We start from the raw sequence: 16,408 nt of genomic DNA on the forward strand, positions 1-16,408 counted from the left end.
TCTGCCGCCCCCGGACCGCACCCCGGCGGGCCCTCACCCCCAGCCGTGCGAGGCGTCCTCGTGCATCGGCGGGCACGTCCCGCCCGGCTCCGTCGCGGCCTCGAAGTGCCACATCTCGTTCGCGTACGTGCGGCACAGGCCGAACCGGGGGCCGTGCTCGCCGAGCCACAGCGCGCCGTCCGTCGGCCCGACGTCGATCGCGAGGCCCGCGACGTGCTCGGAGGTCTCGGGCGGGAGCACCCACCGGTGGGCCTCCTCGGGCGACCCGTAGCGCTCGAGCGCCGCCTCGACGAGCTGCTCCTGCTCCGCCGCGGTGCGCCACCCCGAGGTGAGCGTCAGCTCGACCCCCTCGGCGTCTGCGGCGGCCCGCGCCTCGTCGAAGCGCCGCTCGAGCTCGGGGTCCAGCCCGGTCGCGGTCTGGGGGCGCAACGTGGGCGACGGGTCGGCGACGGCGTCGCCGTCGTGCGTCGTCACGGTGAGGTACGTGAGCGCGCCTGCCACGCCGAGCGCGCCGACGGCGAGGACGCCGAGCACGGTCCGGGCGACGCGCCGCGGGCCGCGAGGGCCCGGGACGTGGCGGGCGGGCGGGGTGGGGCGCAGGGGTGTCGTGGTCATGGGACGAGGCTCGCCCGCGGGGACCTCGCGCCACATCGACCCGACGGCGACTCCTCGACCCCGCCGTGCGGTGCACCCGGACGGGGAGCGTCCGCCCCCGGCCCGACGTCGTTCCGCCCTGGGGCGGAGGCGGCACGGGCCGGGTTCCCTCCCGGGGCGGTGCCGCGCACGACCCGCCCCGGCTACCGTGGACGCGTGCCCCCGACGACCCGCCTGCCCGTGTGGGCGCAGGACCTCGCGACCGCGCTCGTCGCGGGCGCCGTGTGGTTCACCGTGGTCATGGTCATGGAGCGCGGCGACTACTGGTACCCGCGCTTCCCCGACTCGTACCGGATCGCCGGGCTGGGGATCGTGCTCGCGCTCGCGCTGCGGCGCGTCGCGCCCGGCCCGCTGTTCTGGGGCACCGTCACGCTCTACCCGCTCGCGATCCCCTGGATCATGCAGACCCCGTTCGAGCTCGTGCCGCTCATGATCGCGGCCTTCGCGGCGACCCGGTCCGGGGCGGTGCCGCCGGTTCTGGCGACCGTCGGCGCCGGCCTCGCGGCGTTCGCGCTGCAGCTCGCGGGGCGCCCGGGCCTCGTCCTGCCTCCCCGGCCCTTCTTCGTCGAGGAGCTCTGGGTCGCGAACTCCCCCTCCGACGTCGTCCTCGCGCTCGCCCTCGTGCTCGTCGCGGTCGCCGCCGGGTACTTCTTCCGCCGCCTCGCCCTCACGTCCGAGAGCCTGCGCGAGCGCAACGCCGAGCTCCAGGCGCTCCAGGCCGAGCTCGCGGAGCGCGCCGCGCTCGCCGAGCGCACGCGGATCGCGCGCGAGCTGCACGACGTCGTCGCGCACCACATGTCGGCGATCGTCGTGCGCGCCCAGGCGGCGGACCGCGTCGCGGCGAACCGCCCGGACGCGCCGGCCGAGGCCGTGCGGTGGATCGCCGACGAGGGCAAGCAGGCGCTCACCGCGATGCGGTCCGTCGTGCAGGTGCTGCGCCGCGGCACCGAGGCCGACGGCGGCACCGCGGCCCTCGCCCCGACGCCCGACGGCGACCGGGCTGCGGACGAGCTGCGCGCGGCCGCCCGCCGCCTGCGCGACGCCGGGCGCGCCGTCGACCTCACGCTCCCCGACCCGTGGCCCGCGACGAGCGCCGAGTCCGGCCTCGCCGTCGTCCGCATCGCCCAGGAGGCCCTGACCAACGTGCTGCTGCACTCCCTCGCCCACGACGTGACCGTGACGCTGACCGACCGTGCGGGCGACCTGCGCCTGCGCGTCCACGACGCCGGACCGCCGCTGCCGAGCACCGACGGGCGGCAGGGCCACGGCCTGACCTCCATGCGCGAGCGGGCGCTCGCGGCCGGGGGCGCGCTGTCCGCCGGGCCGGACGGGCGCGGCGGCTGGACGGTCGAGGCGCGAGTCCCGCGGGCCGCGGCGTGAGCGCCCCCGGCACGGGCACGACGCCGGTCCGCGTCGTCGTCGTGGACGACCAGGCGACCATCCGGCTGGGCCTGCGCATGATCCTCGACAACGAGCCGGACGTCACGGTCGTCGGCGAGGCCGGGGACGGGGAGACGGCGGCCGCCATGGCGCGCGCCCTGCGCCCCGACGTCCTGCTCATGGACGTGCGCATGCCCCGGCTGAACGGCATCGAGGCGACCGCCCGCATCGTGGCCGACCCCGAGCTCGCGGCGGTGCGCACGCTCGTCCTCACGACGTTCGACGACGACGAGTACGTCTACGGCGCGCTGCGCGCGGGCGCCGCCGGGTTCCTCCTCAAGGACGCGGACCCGCAGTCGCTCGTCGACGCCGTGCACCGCGTCCACGCCGGCGACTCCCTGCTCGACCCGGCGGTCACGGGCCGCATCATCTCGACCTACGTCGAGCTCGCCCGGCAGGCGCCGCTCGCGGCCTCCGACGCCGTCGAGACCGGGTCCGCGGTCACCGGCCTCGACGCGGCGACCCCGCGCGAGCGCGAGGTCCTCCTCGCGGTCGCGCGCGGCCTGTCGAACCGCGAGATCGGGGCGGAGCTGCACCTCACCGAGGCGACCGTGAAGAGCCACGTGCGGTCGCTGCTCACCAAGGTCGGGCTGACGAACCGGGTGCAGCTCGTGATCCTCGCGTACGAGGCCGGGTTCGTGCGGCCGGGCGGCACGGCCTGAGCCCGGCTCACGCCTCCGGGGGCAGGCCCTCGACCGCGCGCCCGAACGCCTCGACGATGCGCCACATGTCGCCGAGCAGCACCTCGAGGCGCTGCTCGAACCCGTCGCCCACGTAGACCCACGTGTCGTGCGACCCGTCCCTGCGGTGGAGCGACACCACGAGCTCCGACGCCGACCGCTCGTCCCGGTGCACGCCGTCCGGCGACGCGTGCGCCGCGAGGGTCGTGGCGGGCACCGTGAGCTCCGGGCCGAGGTGCTTGCGGTCGTGCGGGTGGTCGCCCTCCTCGTGGACGGCCACGCACCACGGCGGGCAGTCGTCCACCTGCCAGGACGGCCTCCCGAGCGGCGAAGCCCACACTGCTGATCCCCCTGTCGTGCTGTCGAGCACGTCGGTCATGCCGATCACCTCCCCGGCGACGGGACCATGATGCCGGGGGCGTCCGACACGCCGGACCGCGCCGTTACGAAGGCGGTGGACGGAGGAGCGAGACGGGGTCGACGTCGAGCCGCTCGGCGAGCTTCTCGACCGAGCGGAGGGTCAGGTTGCGCTCCCCGCGCTCGACCCCGCCCATGTAGGTCAGGTGGACGCCGAGGAACTCGGCGAAGTCCTCCTGGCTCATCCCGCGGCCGACCCGGAGGGTCCGCAGGTTCTCACCCAGCGCGCGCTGCAGATCTCCTTGCACGCGTGCAACCGTCACCCAGCGCTACTCCTCGGTCTACAGACTTATCGGTATCACCCCGTTCTCGAACGACCCCCTCCCCCGCTCCGCGAGGGGCGCCCGCGCGACGCGTGCTACTCATAGATAGCACACTGCAGGCCCTCTCGTCACACGACGGAGCCCGACGGCGGAAGGGGACTCGCGCCGTCGGGCTCCGGGTTTCGTGGGGCCGGGAAGGGTCAGCCGGCCGCCACGCTCCCGGCAGGCGGGGTCGCCGCCTGCCCGTCCTCGGTGCTCGCGCCCTCGTGGGCCGCGAGACGCTCTGCCCGCACGACCTCGCGGCTGCTGCCGCGGTAGGCCGCGACGAGGATGTCGCGCATGTCCTCCAGGACCGGCATCCGCGGGTTCGCCGGGGCGCACTGGTCCTCGAACGACCGGAGCGCGAGGTCGTCCAGGCGGCTCATGAACGCCCGCTCGTCGACGCCCTGCGCGGCGAACGTCGCCTCGATGCCCACCTTGGCGCGCAGCTCCTCGACCGCCCTCGCGTACGACTCGACGCCCTCCTCCGGGGTGGAGGCCGGCAGCCCGAGGTGCTTCGCGATCTCCTGGAACCGCTCCGGGGCCACGTAGCGCTCGTACTTGGGCCAGCTCGTGAGCTTCGTGGGCACCTGGCCGTTGTAGCGGATCACGTGCGGCAGGAGCACCGCGTTGGTGCGCCCGTGCACGAGGTGGAAGGTCGAGCCCACGGTGTGCGCCATGGCGTGCACGATGCCGAGCATCGCCGAGCCGAACGCCATGCCCGCGATGGTCGCCGCGTTGTGCATCTTCTCGCGGGCCTTCGGGGCCGCCGCGCCCTGCGTGACCGAGTCCTCGATGTGCTCGAAGACCATCTTGATCGCCTGCAGGCACAGCCCGTCGGTGAAGTCGTTCGCGTAGACGGAGACGAACGCCTCGGTCGCGTGCGTGAGGGCGTCGAAGCCCGAGTCGGCCGCGAGCTTCGCCGGCATGGTGTCCGTGAGCACGGGGTCGACGATGGCGACGGTCGGGGTGAGCGCGTAGTCGGCGAGCGGGTACTTGAAGCCCGTCTCCGGGTCGGTGATGACCGCGAACGGCGTCACCTCCGCGCCGGTGCCCGACGACGTCGGGATGCACACGAGCTTCGCCCTGCCCCCGAGCTCGGGGAACTTGTACGCGCGCTTGCGCACGTCGAAGAACTTCTCGCGCATGTCGGAGAACTCGATCTCCGGGTGCTCGTAGCGCAGCCACATGACCTTGGCAGCGTCCATCGGCGACCCGCCGCCGATCGCGATGATCGTGTCGGGCTCGAAGTCGCGCATCGACTCCGCGCCGCGGTTCACGGTGCCGACGCTCGGCTCCGGCTCGACCGCGTCGATGATCTGGATCGCGACCTTCTCCTCGCGGCGGGCGAGGACGTCGAGCACGCGGTCGACGACGCCGATGCGGCTCATGACCTTGTCGGTGACGATCGTGACGCGGTGCACGTCGCGCATCTGCGCGAGGTACTGGATCGAGTTCGGCTCGAAGTACGTCTTGGCGGGCACCTTGAACCACTGCATGTTGTTGTTGCGCCGCCCGATCCGCTTGACGTTGATGAGGTTGACCGCCGACACGTTGTTCGACACCGAGTTCGCGCCGTAGCTGCCGCAGCCCAGCGTGAGCGACGGGAGCAGCGCGTTGTAGATGTCGCCGATGCCGCCGAGCGACGTCGGGCTGTTCCACAGCACGCGCACAGCCTTCACGCGCGACCCGTAGCGCTCGACGAGCGCCTCGTCGGACGTGTGGATGGCGGCCGAGTGGCCCAGGCCGTCGAGCTCGACCATGCGCTCGGCCAGGCGGACGCCGTGCTCGGTGTCCCGCGCGCGCAGCACGGCGAGGACGGGCGTGAGCTTCTCGCGGCTCAGCGGCTCGTCGGGGCCGACGTCGTCGATCTCGGCGAGGATGATCGACGTGTCGTCGGGGACCTCGAACCCCGCCTCGCGCGCGATCCACACGGGCGACTTGCCCACGACCTTCGGGTTGAGCTTCGCCCCGGCGCAGTTCGTGCCGTTCGCCTCGACCCCGAAGATGAGGCGCTCGAGCATCGCCTTCTCGGCGGGCGTCACCCGGTAGGCGTGCAGGCGGGCGAGCTCGCGCATCGCGTCGTCGTAGATCACGTCGTCGAGGATGAGCGCCTGCTCCGAGGCGCACACCATGCCGTTGTCGAACGCCTTCGACATGACGACGTCGTTGATCGCGCGGCCGAGGTCGGCGCTCTTCTCGACGTAGGCGGGGACGTTGCCGGCCCCGACGCCGAGCGCCGGCTTGCCGGCCGAGTAGGCCGCGCGGACCATGCCGTTGCCGCCCGTGGCGAGGATGAGCGCGACGCCGGGGTGGTGCATGAGCGTGCTGGTCGCCTCGATCGACGGGTGCTCGACCCACTGGATGCAGTCGTCGGGCGCGCCGGCCGCGACCGCGGCGTCGCGCACGATGCGGGCCGCCTCGACCGACGAGCGCTGCGCGCTCGGGTGGAACGCGAACACCACGGGGTTGCGCGTCTTGAGCGCGATGAGCGACTTGAAGATCGTGGTCGACGTCGGGTTCGTCACCGGCGTCACGGCGCACACGACGCCGACGGGCTCGGCGATCTCGACGACGCCCGTGAGCTCGTCGCGACCGATGACGCCGACCGTCTTGAGGTTCGCCATCGAGTTGGGCACGTGCTCGCACGCGAAGATGTTCTTCGTCGCCTTGTCCTCGAAGACGCCGCGCCCGGTCTCGGCGACGGCCATCTGCGCGAGGTGGCCGTGCTGGTGCAGGCCGGCGACGGACGCCTTGAGGACGATCCGGTCGACGTCCTCCTGCGTGAGGCTCATGTACTGGTCGAGCGCCTTGCGGGCCCGCTCGACGAGGACGTCGATCTCGTGCGTCGTGCGGGTGTCCTCGGTGCGGTTCTCGACCTTCGTGCTGGCGCTCTTCGCGCTCATGCGTCCCCTCCGGTGCCCGACCTCGCCGGGCGTCGGCCGCGGGTGTGCCGGGGCCGGGATGCCCCGGCTCCTTCGGCGGTCTCTCTACTTGTGAAGGTTTTCACAAGGCGCTCGTGCCCACAAGGGTCGAGCCCCGATGCGGGCCGAAGGTCCCCGCCTCCTCGTGACCTCCGGACCACGGCCCGCGCGCCGTAGGGTGGGTGACCATGACCGCCGAGCAGACGACGAGCCCCTCGCCCGCGACCGAGAGCCGCGCCGCGACCGACCGACCCGACGGCACCCCCCACGACCCGTACCTCTGGCTCGAGGAGGTCGAGGGCGACGAGGCGCTGGCCTGGGTCCGCGCCCGCAACGCCGAGGTCGCCGACACGCTCGAGACCGCCGACGAGTTCGCCGCGACCGAGCGCGCGATCCGCGAGGTGCTCGACTCCGACGCGAAGATCCCCGAGGTCTCGAAGATCGGCGACCGGTACTACAACTTCTGGCGCGACGCGCAGCACGAGCGCGGCGTCTGGCGGCGCACGACGCTCGAGTCCTACCGCACCGACGACCCGGAGTGGGAGACCGTCCTCGACCTCGACGCGCTCGCCGCGGCCGAGGGCGAGTCGTGGGTCTGGCACGGCGCGAGCGTCCTGCGCCCGACGCCGGAGCAGCTCGCCGCGGGCGAGCCGTGGCGGCACGCGCTCGTCGAGCTCTCCCCCGGCGGCTCCGACGCCGACGTCACGCGCGAGTTCGACCTCGTGGAGAAGCGGTTCGTCGCGCCGGAGGACGGCGGCTTCCACCGCGCCGAGGCCAAGGGCTCGCTCGGCTGGATCGACGCCGACACCGTCTACGTCTTCACCGACTTCGGCCAGGGCACGCTCACGCCGTCCGGGTACCCGCGCGTGGTCAAGCGCTGGACGCGCGGAACCCCGCTCGACGCCGCGGTGACCGTCTACGAGGGCACCGACGACGACATGTACATCTCCGCCTGGCGCTCGCACACGCCCGGGTTCGAGCGCGACTTCGTGCACCGCTCCAAGGCGTTCTACTCCGACGAGCTCTACCTCGCCGAGCGCACCGGCACGCCCGAGCAGCGTCTGACGAAGATCGACGTCCCGGACTCCGCCGAGGTCGGCGTGCGGCGCGAGTGGCTGCTCGTCGAGCTGCGCGACGACTGGACCGTCGGCGGCGCGACGTACCGCGCCGGGTCGCTCCTCGCGGCCCGGTTCGACGACTTCCTCGCGGGCGACCGCGGCTTCACCGTGCTCTTCGAGCCGACGGCGACGACCTCCCTCGCCGGCGCCACGTGGACGCGCCACCACCTCGTCGTCAACGTGCTCGACGACGTGAAGAACCGGCTGCACGTGCTGACGCCGCCGGACGCCGGTGGCGCCGTCGGGCAGGAGGCCGCGGACGCGCCGTGGGTGCGCTCGGAGATCCCGGGCCTGCCCGCGCTGGGCACGGTCGCCGTCGGGGCGGTCGACCCCGTCGACACCGACGACCTCTGGCTCGTCACGACCGACTACCTCACGCCGACGACCCTCTCGCTGCTGTCGCTCGGCGAGCGCCCGGGCGACGCGGGCGCGCCCGAGGTCGTCAAGTCCAACCCCGCGTTCTTCGACGCCGACGGCATGACGGTCGCGCAGCACTTCGCCACGTCCGACGACGGCACCCGCGTGCCGTACTTCGTCGTGGGCCGCGCGGACCTCGTCGCGGGGGCGGGCGACGGCGGTACCGGAACCGGCACCGGCACCGCGCCCACGCTCCTGTACGGGTACGGCGGCTTCGAGATCTCGCTCACGCCCGCCTACTCCGGCGCGCTCGGCCGCGCGTGGCTGTCGCAGGGCGGCGTCTACGTCGTCGCGAACATCCGCGGCGGCGGCGAGTACGGGCCCGCGTGGCACCAGGCCGCGCTCAAGGCGAACCGCCACCGCGCCTACGAGGACTTCGCCGCCGTCGCGCGCGACCTCGTCGCCCGCGGGATCACCACCCCCGAGCACCTGGGGATGGAGGGCCGCTCCAACGGCGGCCTGCTCGCCGGCAACATGCTCACGCAGTACCCCGAGCTCTTCGGCGCCGTGATCGTCGGCGTGCCGCTGCTCGACATGCGTCGCTACACGAAGCTCCTCGCGGGGGCGTCGTGGGCCGCGGAGTACGGCGACCCGGACGACCCCGAGCAGTGGGAGTTCATCCGCACGTTCTCGCCGTACCACCTGTTCGACGCCGAGCGCGACTACCCGCCCGTGCTGTTCACGACGTCGACCAAGGACGACCGCGTCCACCCGGGCCACGCGCGCAAGCTCGCCGCGAAGATGCTCGGCGAGGGCAAGGACGTCACGTACTACGAGAACATCGAGGGCGGCCACGGCGGCGCCGCGAACAACGCCCAGGCCGCGCACATGGCCGCGGTGCACTACCGCTTCCTCGCCGAGCGCCTCGGCTGACCGGGCGCTCCCGGCGAGCCGAGCAGGTGGTCCTGGCGCGTCCGCGAGACCGGACGCGCCAGGACCACCTGGTCGGCAAGGTGCGGGCGGGCCTCAGGAGTGCGGCACCGTCGCGGTGATGAGGGTGCCGTCCTCGCGGCGGTTGCCGGAGAGGGCGCGCAGGCTCGGGCGGCCCGGCCTGACCGGGCCCTGGCCGTCGAGCGCGACGCGCGCGACCTCGCCCGGGACGACCTTCACCTGCTCGCCCCGCACGACGACCTGCGCGCCGTCGCCGGTCTCGGCGTCGAGCTCGATCGCGTCGGGCAGCACGGTGACGCGCAGCCGCGAGCCGCGCCACTGCACGCGGAACGTGAGCGACTCCCACTCCTGGGGCAGGCGCGGGTCGAACGTGAGGTCGCCCTCCGAGTCGCGCATGCCGCCGAACCCGTACGCGAGCGCGGACCACGTGCCGCCCGCGGACGCGACGTGCACGCCGTCGGACGCATTGGCGTGCAGGTTCGCGAGGTCGACGAAGATCGACGACACGAAGTACTCGAGCGCGAGCTCGTGGTACCCCACCTCGGCCGCGACGATGGACTGCACGACGCCCGAGAGCGTCGAGTCGCCCGTCGTCAACGGGTCGTAGTACTCGAAGTCGGCGAGCTTCTCCTCGGCGCTGAAGTGCTGCCCCTGGAGGAACAGCGCGAGCACGACGTCGGCCTGCTTGAGCACCTGGTAGCGGTAGATGACGAGCGGGTGGTAGTGCAGCAGGAGGGGCCGCTTGTCCTCGGGCGTGTGCGCGAGGTCCCAGATCTCGCGCTCGAGGAAGTGCGAGTCCTGCGGGTGGATGCCGATGCTCTCGGCGTACGGGATCGACATGTGGTCGGCCGCGCGGACCCACTCCGCGGCCTCGTACGCGCCGAGCGAGAGCCGGTCCACGAGACGCGCGTAGTCCTCGGGATGGTCGGCCTTCATGCGCTCGACGACGTACGCCGCGGCGCGCAGGTTGAAGCGCGCCATGACGTTCGTGAAGAGGTTGTCGTTGACGACGGTCGTGTACTCGTCCGGCCCGGTGACGCCGTGGATGTGGAAGTTGTCGTCGCCGTTGGCGCGCCAGAAGCCGAGGTCCTCCCACATGCGCGCCGTCTCGACGAGGATGTCCGCGGCCTCGCGGCGCAGGAAGTCCTCGTCGCCCGTCGTGCGCACGTACTGCACGAGCGCGTAGCTCACGTCGGCGTCGATGTGGTACTGCGCCGTCCCGGCCGCGTAGTAGGCGGACGCCTCCTCGCCGTTGATCGTGCGCCAGGGGAAGAGCGCGCCCTTCTGCGACAGCTCCGCGGCGCGACGCCGGGCGGCGTCGAGCATCTGGTAGCGGAAGCGCAGCGCGTTGCGCGCGTACCGCGGGCTCGTGTACGTGAGGAACGGCAGGACGTAGATCTCGGTGTCCCAGAAGTAGTGCCCGCTGTACCCGGAGCCGGTGAGGCCCTTCGCGGGGACGCCGTTGCCCTCGGCGCGCGCCGTGGCCTGCGCGAGCTGGAACAGGTTCCAGCGCACGGCCTGCTGGACGCCCGGCTGGCCGGGGATCTCGACGTCGGAGCGGGCCCAGAAGTCGTCGAGCCACTCTCGCTGGAGCGCGAGCTGGGCCTCGACGCCGGTCTCGCGCGCCCGGTCGAGCGTGCGCCGGCAGCGGTCGACGAGCTCGCGCGACGGCACGCCGCGCGACGTGTGGTACGCGACGAGCTTGGTGAGCCGGATGGGCCGCCCGGGCTCGGCGTGCACGCGGAACACGTGCTTCGCGAGGTCGTCCTCGGCGAGCGTGCGCACGTCCCACTCGTTCTCGGTCTCGAGCAGGTCGTCGGCCGCGACGGCGAGCGTCATGCCGGAGTTGGTGCAGCGGTAGGAGAGCACGAGGCGCTCGTCGTCGCCGAACTGCGTCTGCGGCTGCAGCACCCGGCCGGTGAACTGGTTCGTCTTGCGCGGGTCGAAGCCCTCCCCCAGCGACGCGGACCGCACGTGGTACTCGTCCTGGCCGTCCTGGCGGTTGAGGATCTGGGACGAGATCGCGACGGGCGCGGCCGCGTCGAGGAGCGTGACCTCGAACGTCATGACGGCGAGGTGGCGCTCGACGAACGACACCATGCGCTGCGAGCGGATCTGCACGCGCTTGCCCGACGGCGTGCGCCACAGCAGCTCGCGCCGCAGGACGCCGTCCTGGAGGTCGAGCGAGCGCTCGTAGTCGATGAGGTCCGCGACGGGCAGCAGGAGGGGCTCGTCGTCCACGTAGAGGCGGATGACCTTGGCGTCCGGGACGTTGACGATCGTCTGCCCGACGCGCGCGAAGCCGTACGCCTCCTCCGCGTGCCGGATGGGCCACGTCTCGTGGAAGCCGTTGACGAACGTGCCGTGCGAGTGGGACTCGCGGCCCTCCTCGACGTTGCCGCGCATGCCGAGGTAGCCGTTCGCGACGGCGAACAGCGTCTCGGTGACGCCGAGGTCCTCCGCGGAGAACTGCGACTCGACGAGCCGCCACGGGTCGGCCGGGAAGCGCAGGCGGTCCACGGTGCCGCGCTCGTCGGCGGTCCGGCGGATCACGCGCCCGCCTCCTCGTCGGCGGGGGCGGTCACGGCGGGACGGACGGCGTCGGCGGTCGCCGCGCGAGGACGGTCGAGGACCGTCGCGTCGAGCTCGCCGAGGTCGGCCACGACGACGTCGGCCCCGTGCGCGAGCAGCGCGTCCGCGCCCACCCCGCGGTCGACGCCGAGCACGAGCCCGAACCCACCGGCCGCGCCGGCCTGCACGCCCGACAGCGCGTCCTCCACGACGACGGCCTCCGCGGCGGGGACGTCGAGCAGCTGCGCCGCGTACAGGTACGTGTCCGGTGCGGGCTTGCCGGCGACGTGCTCGCGCGCCGCGACGTTCCCGTCCACGACGACCGCGAACCGGTGCGTGAGCCCGGCCGCCGCGAGGACGGCGGGAGTGTTGCGCGACGACGACACGACGGCGACCGCCGCGCCCGCCGCGGTCACGGCGTCGAGGAACCGGACCGAGCCCGGGTACGGCGCGATGCCCTCCTCGGCGAACATGCGGTTGACGATCTCGTCCTTGCGGTTGCCGAGCGCGCACACGGTGGACTCCCCCGGCGCGTCCGTGACCTCGCCGCGCGGCAGCGTGACGCCCCGCGACGCGAGGAACGTCGCGACGCCGTCGTACCGGGGCTTCCCGTCGATCGACGCGAAGTAGTCCGCGGCGGTGTACGGGGCGAGGCCGTGCGCGGCGCAGTAGGGCGCGAACAGCCGTTCCCAGGCGCGCATGTGGAGCTCGGCGGTCGGCGTGAGGACGCCGTCGAGGTCGAACAGCACGGCTCGCAGGACGGGCATGGAGATCCTTCGCGGTGGGGGGACGAGGGTCTGCGCCCGGCCGTTCCCGCGCCGTCCGGAGGCCGCGGGACGGCCGTCCGCACGTCGCCGTCGTGACCGTCGCGCGAGGTCAAGCGTACGCACCCGGAGCCGTGCGCGGAAAGCGCTCAGGGCGTGTCCGGGCGACGCTCAGGCGTGCGCGCGCTCGGCCAGGACGTCGGCGACGCGGCCGAGGTTCGCGAGCAGCGCACGGTGCTCGTCGGGCGTGCCGGCGACCCCGCCACCGAGGTCACCCCCGACGCCGGACCGCGGCGCGCCGAGGAGCGTCACGTCGTCGAGCGCGGGCAGCCCGAGCCCGATGCGGCGCCACGGCACGCTGACGAGGTCGGCGAGCTCGCCCAGCGCCGGCCCCGCGCACTGCGAGACCTTCGCGGGCGGCAGCGCGGCCCAGAGGCGCACGCCGCGCTCGACCGCGCGCGCGACCGTCTCCCAGGACCGCTCGTCCCACGTGCCGAGCGTCAGACCGACCGCGTCGGCGCCCGCGAGGACGACCGGCGCGACGCCCACCCAGGCGGGGCCGACGTGGACGACCGTCGACGCGGACGCGGCGCGCGCGGCGTCGAGCACCGGGCGCAGCCCGTCCACGAGGTCCGGGCCGGGGACGGCGCGCAGGCGCGAGTAGCCCGAGAACGTGGGCAGCACGCCCGCGCCCACCTGCGCGAGCAGCGGCTCGTCCACCTGCACGACGACGTCCGCCCCCGGGACCTGGCGGCGGACCTGGGCGACGTGCTCGGCCACGCCCGCGGCGAGCGCCTCGACGACCTCGCGCACCGCGCCGCGGTCGGACAGCACGCGGTCGCCGCGCGCGAGGTACACCTCGGCGGCGAGCGTCCACGGCCCGGTGACCGTCACGGCGAGCGGCCCCGCGTACCCGGCGCCCGCGATGGTGAGCGCCTCCACGTCCTCGCGCAGGTACGCCTCCGCACGGCGCAGGTCCGCGCCGCCGTGGTCCGCGAGCTTCCAGCCGTGGGGGCCGAGCTCGACGGGCAGCCCGGGCAGCAGCGCCGCCGTCCGCCCCGTCGCGTCGGCGCCGGGCCCGCGGCCCGGGAGCTGGACGAGGAACGGCACCCCCCGCACGCCCGACGGCACGGCGGCGAGATCGCCGAGCACCGTGAGCTGTGCTTCCAGGACGTCCGCGCCCTCGCCCCCGGGCCACGGCCCGAGGCCGCTCACCGCCGTCACGCCGCGCCCTCGCGTGCACACGTGCCACGCACCTCGTCACGAACCACGAGCCGTCCACCTCTCTCCAGGAGCACATCGGAACACCGAGCCGTGCCGTGACCCCGCCGGGGTCCGGGGGCCGCACGGCCGTCCCGCGGAAGGACCCCGCCATGGGCACGCACGAGAACAAGGCCGCCGCCGTCGCCGTGCACACGCACGCGATCCCGGGCAACCACGCCGACGCCGTCGCGGCGCTGCTCGCGCCGGGCTTCCGCAACCACGACGCGGCACCGGGCGGCGACGGCGGCGACGAGGGCCTCGTCGCGACCATGCACTGGTACGCGGACGCGTTCGAGGACCAGCACGTCGAGGTGCTGCACGCGGTCGCGGAGGGCGACCTCGTGGCGCTGCACGTCGAGCTCAGCGCGCGGCACACCGGCCACTTCCGCGGCGTCGCGCCGACGGGCCGCCGGTTCCGCGTCCGCGAGATGCACGTGCTCCGCTTCACCGAGGGACGCGCAGCCGAGCACTGGTGCGTGCGCGACGAGTCGGCGCTCGTGCGGGCGCTCGCTCACCCGGCGGCCGTCGGCGTCGGCTGAGCCTCCGGCTCACGCGGGGCGCCGGAGCCTCGGCCGGCCCGGTACGCCCGGTCGACCGTGCCCTGCCCGAGCACGCGCGTGCCGGCGTAGACGACGAGCGACTGACCGGCCGCGACACCCCGGAGCGGCGTGCCCGTGAGCTCGACCTCGATCGACCCGCCGGGGACGGCGCGCACGCGCGCGGGGACGGGCGCGCCGTGCGCGCGCACCTGCACCTCGACGTCGGCCGCCTCGCCCGCGGGCGGGCGCGCGTCGTCGAACCAGACGGCGGACCCCGCCTCGATCCGGTCGACGCTCAGCAGCTCGGCCGGGCCGACGACCACCCGGTTGCTCGCGGGCTGGACGTCGAGCACGTAGCGCGGGCGGCCGTCGGGCGCGGGCCGGTCGATCCCGAGCCCTTTGCGCTGCCCGACCGTGTACGCGTAGGCGCCGTCGTGCTCGCCGAGCACCGTGCCCTCCGCGTCGACGATCTCGCCCGGCCGCGCGCCGAGGCGCGCGCGCAGGAAGCCCTGGGTGTCGCCGTCGGCGACGAAGCAGATGTCGTAGGAGTCGGGCTTCGCGGAGACCGACAGGCCGCGCCGCGCCGCCTCGGCGCGGACCTCGTCCTTGGACGCGAAGCCGCCGAGCGGGAAGACCGCCCGCGCGAGCCGCTCGGGACCCATGACCGCGAGGACGTAGGACTGGTCCTTCGCCGTGTTCGGGGAGCGGTGCAGCTCGCGCACCGTGCGCACCCCGTCCGGCGCGGACGCGTCGGGGACCTCGCGCGTCTCGACGCGCGCGTAGTGGCCCGTCGCGACGGCGTCGAACCCGAGCGCGGTCGCCTTGTCGAGCAGCGCCTCGAACTTGATGTGCTCGTTGCAGCGCACGCACGGGTTGGGCGTGCGCCCGGCCTCGTACTCGGCGAGGAAGTCGGCGACCACCGTGTCCTCGAACCGCTCGGAGAGGTCCCACACGTAGTACGGGATGCCGAGCACGTCGGCCGCGCGGCGCGCGTCCCCCGCGTCCTCGATCGAGCAGCACCCGCGCGAGCCGGTGCGGAACTGGTCCCGGTCGCGCGAGAGCGCCATGTGCACGCCGACCACCTCGTGCCCGGCCTCGACCGCGAGCGCCGCGGCGACGGCCGAGTCGACGCCGCCCGACATGGCGGCCAGGACCCTCACGCGGCACCCCCCGTGCGGCTCGTGACGCGCGTGCGCGCCGGGCTCGACGCGAGGCCTGCGGCCCGGGCGCGCTCCACGGCCCGGGGCAGGGCGTCGAGGAGGCGCGCGACGTCGTCGCGCGTGGACGTCACGCCGAGCGAGAAGCGGAGCGCACCCCGCGCGTCCGCCTCGGGGACGCCCATGGCGAGCAGGACGTGCGACGGCTGCGGCACGCCGGCCTGGCACGCCGAGCCGGTCGAGGCCTGCACGCCCGCGGAGTCGAGCAGGTAGAGCAGGGAGTCGCCCTCGGCGCCCGGGAAGGTGAAGTGGGCGTTGCCGGGCAGGCGGTCGACGTCGTCGTGCGCGCCGGGCTCGGGCCCGCTGAGGACGGCGTCCGGGACGCGCTCGCGCACGCCCGCGACGAGCTCGTCGCGCAGCGCGGCGAGGTGCGCGGCCCGCTCGGGCCGGTGCGCGACCGCCTCGGTGACCGCGACGCCGAACGCGCGGATCGCGGGGGCGTCGAGCGTCCCCGAGCGCACGCCGCGCTCCTGGCCGCCGCCGTGCAGCACGGGCGTGAGCGGGGCGTCGCGCCGGGCGACGAGCGCGCCGACGCCGACCGGGCCGCCGAGCTTGTGCCCGGAGACGGTCATCGCGTCGAGACCGCTCGCGGCGAAGTCGACCGGCACCTGCCCGACGGCCTGCACGGCGTCGGAGTGCACCGGGATGCCGTGCGGGCGCGCGAGCTGCACGACCTCCGGCACGGGCTGCAACGTCCCCACCTCGTTGTTGGCCCACATGACGGAGATCAGGGCGATCTCGTCCGCGTGCTCCGCGATCTCGGCGCGCAGGGCGGCGAGGTCCACGCGCCCCTCGGCGTCCACGGGCAGCAGGACGATCTCGGCGCCCGCGTGCTCCGCCATCCAGAACGCGGGGTCGAGCACCGCGTGGTGCTCGACGGCGGACACGACGATGCGCCGCCGGCGCGGGTCGGTCGTGCGGCGGCCCCAGAACAGGCCCTTGACCGCGAGGTTGTCGGCCTCCGTGCCGCCCGCCGTGAAGACGACCTCGCTCGGTCGCGCGCCGAGCGCGGCGGCGACCGACTCGCGCGCCTCCTCGACCGTGCGCCGCGCGGCGCGCCCCGCGGCGTGCAGCGACGACGGGTTGCCCGTGCGGGTCAGCTCGTCGACGAACGCGTCGCGCGCCGCCGGGGACAGCGGCGTCGTGGCGGCGTGGTCGAGGTACGCCGTCACGGGGACGGGGGTCGGCCCGCCGTGCGCGCCGGGGCGGGC

Annotated in this window: 13 protein-coding genes; 4 read left to right on the top strand and 9 right to left on the bottom strand. The window is 74.5% G+C overall.

Features of this window, described 5'->3' with window-relative positions:
- Nucleotides 1-33: 33 nt before the first annotated feature.
- Entirely contained in the window at nt 34-615 is a 582-nt protein-coding gene (locus E1O70_RS12425; protein WP_082774698.1) for a M15 family metallopeptidase, read from the bottom strand.
- A 195-nt stretch (nt 616-810) separates the two neighbouring features.
- Between E1O70_RS12425 and E1O70_RS12430 the strand changes: the two genes are divergently transcribed.
- On the top strand, nt 811-2,034 hold the full coding sequence (locus E1O70_RS12430) for a sensor histidine kinase (protein ID WP_128957450.1): 1,224 nt from the start codon (nt 811-813) through the stop codon (nt 2,032-2,034).
- Nucleotides 2,031-2,756 carry a response regulator gene (locus E1O70_RS12435; protein ID WP_061268725.1) on the top strand — a complete coding sequence of 242 codons (726 nt, stop codon included), beginning with the start codon at nt 2,031-2,033 and terminating at the stop codon, nt 2,754-2,756. The genes E1O70_RS12430 and E1O70_RS12435 overlap by 4 nt, the downstream gene beginning before the upstream one ends.
- Nucleotides 2,757-2,763: 7 nt before the next feature.
- Here the strand turns inward: E1O70_RS12435 and E1O70_RS12440 are convergent, their stop codons facing one another.
- The 3 genes from E1O70_RS12440 to adhE form a co-directional block, all read right to left on the bottom strand.
- Nucleotides 2,764-3,153, bottom strand: coding sequence for a DUF6907 domain-containing protein (locus E1O70_RS12440; protein ID WP_128957449.1), 390 nt, complete (start codon nt 3,151-3,153; stop codon nt 2,764-2,766).
- Nucleotides 3,154-3,217: 64 nt separating this feature from the next.
- Nucleotides 3,218-3,439 carry a helix-turn-helix domain-containing protein gene (locus E1O70_RS12445; protein WP_061268723.1) on the bottom strand — a complete coding sequence of 74 codons (222 nt, stop codon included), beginning with the start codon at nt 3,437-3,439 and terminating at the stop codon, nt 3,218-3,220.
- A gap of 215 nt (nt 3,440-3,654) precedes the next feature.
- Nucleotides 3,655-6,399 (bottom strand): bifunctional acetaldehyde-CoA/alcohol dehydrogenase, encoded by a 2,745-nt coding sequence (gene adhE, locus E1O70_RS12450; protein WP_082774693.1) that lies wholly within the window; start codon nt 6,397-6,399, stop codon nt 3,655-3,657.
- Between the two features lie 206 nt (nt 6,400-6,605).
- On the opposite strand from adhE, the gene E1O70_RS12455 reads away from it, so the two are divergent.
- On the top strand, nt 6,606-8,825 hold the full coding sequence (locus tag E1O70_RS12455) for a prolyl oligopeptidase family serine peptidase (RefSeq protein WP_061268722.1): 2,220 nt from the start codon (nt 6,606-6,608) through the stop codon (nt 8,823-8,825).
- Between the two features lie 93 nt (nt 8,826-8,918).
- On the opposite strand, the gene E1O70_RS12460 is transcribed toward E1O70_RS12455, so the two are convergent.
- From E1O70_RS12460 to E1O70_RS12470, 3 genes are all read right to left on the bottom strand, one after another.
- Nucleotides 8,919-11,396 (bottom strand): glycoside hydrolase family 65 protein, encoded by a 2,478-nt coding sequence (locus E1O70_RS12460; protein WP_061268721.1) that lies wholly within the window; start codon nt 11,394-11,396, stop codon nt 8,919-8,921.
- Nucleotides 11,393-12,181 carry an HAD family hydrolase gene (locus E1O70_RS12465; RefSeq protein WP_061268720.1) on the bottom strand — a complete coding sequence of 263 codons (789 nt, stop codon included), beginning with the start codon at nt 12,179-12,181 and terminating at the stop codon, nt 11,393-11,395. The genes E1O70_RS12460 and E1O70_RS12465 overlap by 4 nt, the downstream gene beginning before the upstream one ends.
- 168 nt (nt 12,182-12,349) lie before the next feature.
- Nucleotides 12,350-13,402 (bottom strand): uroporphyrinogen decarboxylase/cobalamine-independent methonine synthase family protein, encoded by a 1,053-nt coding sequence (locus E1O70_RS12470; RefSeq protein WP_061268719.1) that lies wholly within the window; start codon nt 13,400-13,402, stop codon nt 12,350-12,352.
- Nucleotides 13,403-13,551: 149 nt separating this feature from the next.
- On the opposite strand from E1O70_RS12470, the gene E1O70_RS12475 reads away from it, so the two are divergent.
- Complete coding sequence (locus E1O70_RS12475) at nt 13,552-13,980, top strand: ester cyclase (protein ID WP_061268718.1); 429 nt, start codon at nt 13,552-13,554, stop codon at nt 13,978-13,980.
- On the opposite strand, the gene mnmA is transcribed toward E1O70_RS12475, so the two are convergent.
- Both mnmA and E1O70_RS12485 read right to left on the bottom strand, forming a co-directional pair.
- Complete coding sequence (gene mnmA / locus E1O70_RS12480) at nt 13,953-15,140, bottom strand: tRNA 2-thiouridine(34) synthase MnmA (protein WP_061268717.1); 1,188 nt, start codon at nt 15,138-15,140, stop codon at nt 13,953-13,955. The genes E1O70_RS12475 and mnmA overlap by 28 nt on opposite strands.
- Entirely contained in the window at nt 15,137-16,369 is a 1,233-nt protein-coding gene (locus E1O70_RS12485; RefSeq protein WP_061268737.1) for a cysteine desulfurase family protein, read from the bottom strand. The genes mnmA and E1O70_RS12485 overlap by 4 nt, the downstream gene beginning before the upstream one ends.
- Nucleotides 16,370-16,408 lie beyond the last annotated feature (39 nt).

Origin of the sequence: Cellulosimicrobium funkei (assembly GCF_004519295.1) — a bacterium.
Taxonomy (GTDB): domain Bacteria; phylum Actinomycetota; class Actinomycetes; order Actinomycetales; family Cellulomonadaceae; genus Cellulosimicrobium; species Cellulosimicrobium funkei.

Coding starts and splice junctions, on each gene's coding strand:
- E1O70_RS12425 (WP_082774698.1), bottom strand. CDS start 615: ATGACCACGACACCCCTGCGCCCCACCCCGCCCGCCCGCCACGTCCCG.
- E1O70_RS12440 (WP_128957449.1), bottom strand. CDS start 3,153: ATGACCGACGTGCTCGACAGCACGACAGGGGGATCAGCAGTGTGGGCT.
- adhE (WP_082774693.1), bottom strand. CDS start 6,399: ATGAGCGCGAAGAGCGCCAGCACGAAGGTCGAGAACCGCACCGAGGAC.
- E1O70_RS12455 (WP_061268722.1), top strand. CDS start 6,606: ATGACCGCCGAGCAGACGACGAGCCCCTCGCCCGCGACCGAGAGCCGC.
- E1O70_RS12465 (WP_061268720.1), bottom strand. CDS start 12,181: ATGCCCGTCCTGCGAGCCGTGCTGTTCGACCTCGACGGCGTCCTCACG.
- E1O70_RS12475 (WP_061268718.1), top strand. CDS start 13,552: ATGGGCACGCACGAGAACAAGGCCGCCGCCGTCGCCGTGCACACGCAC.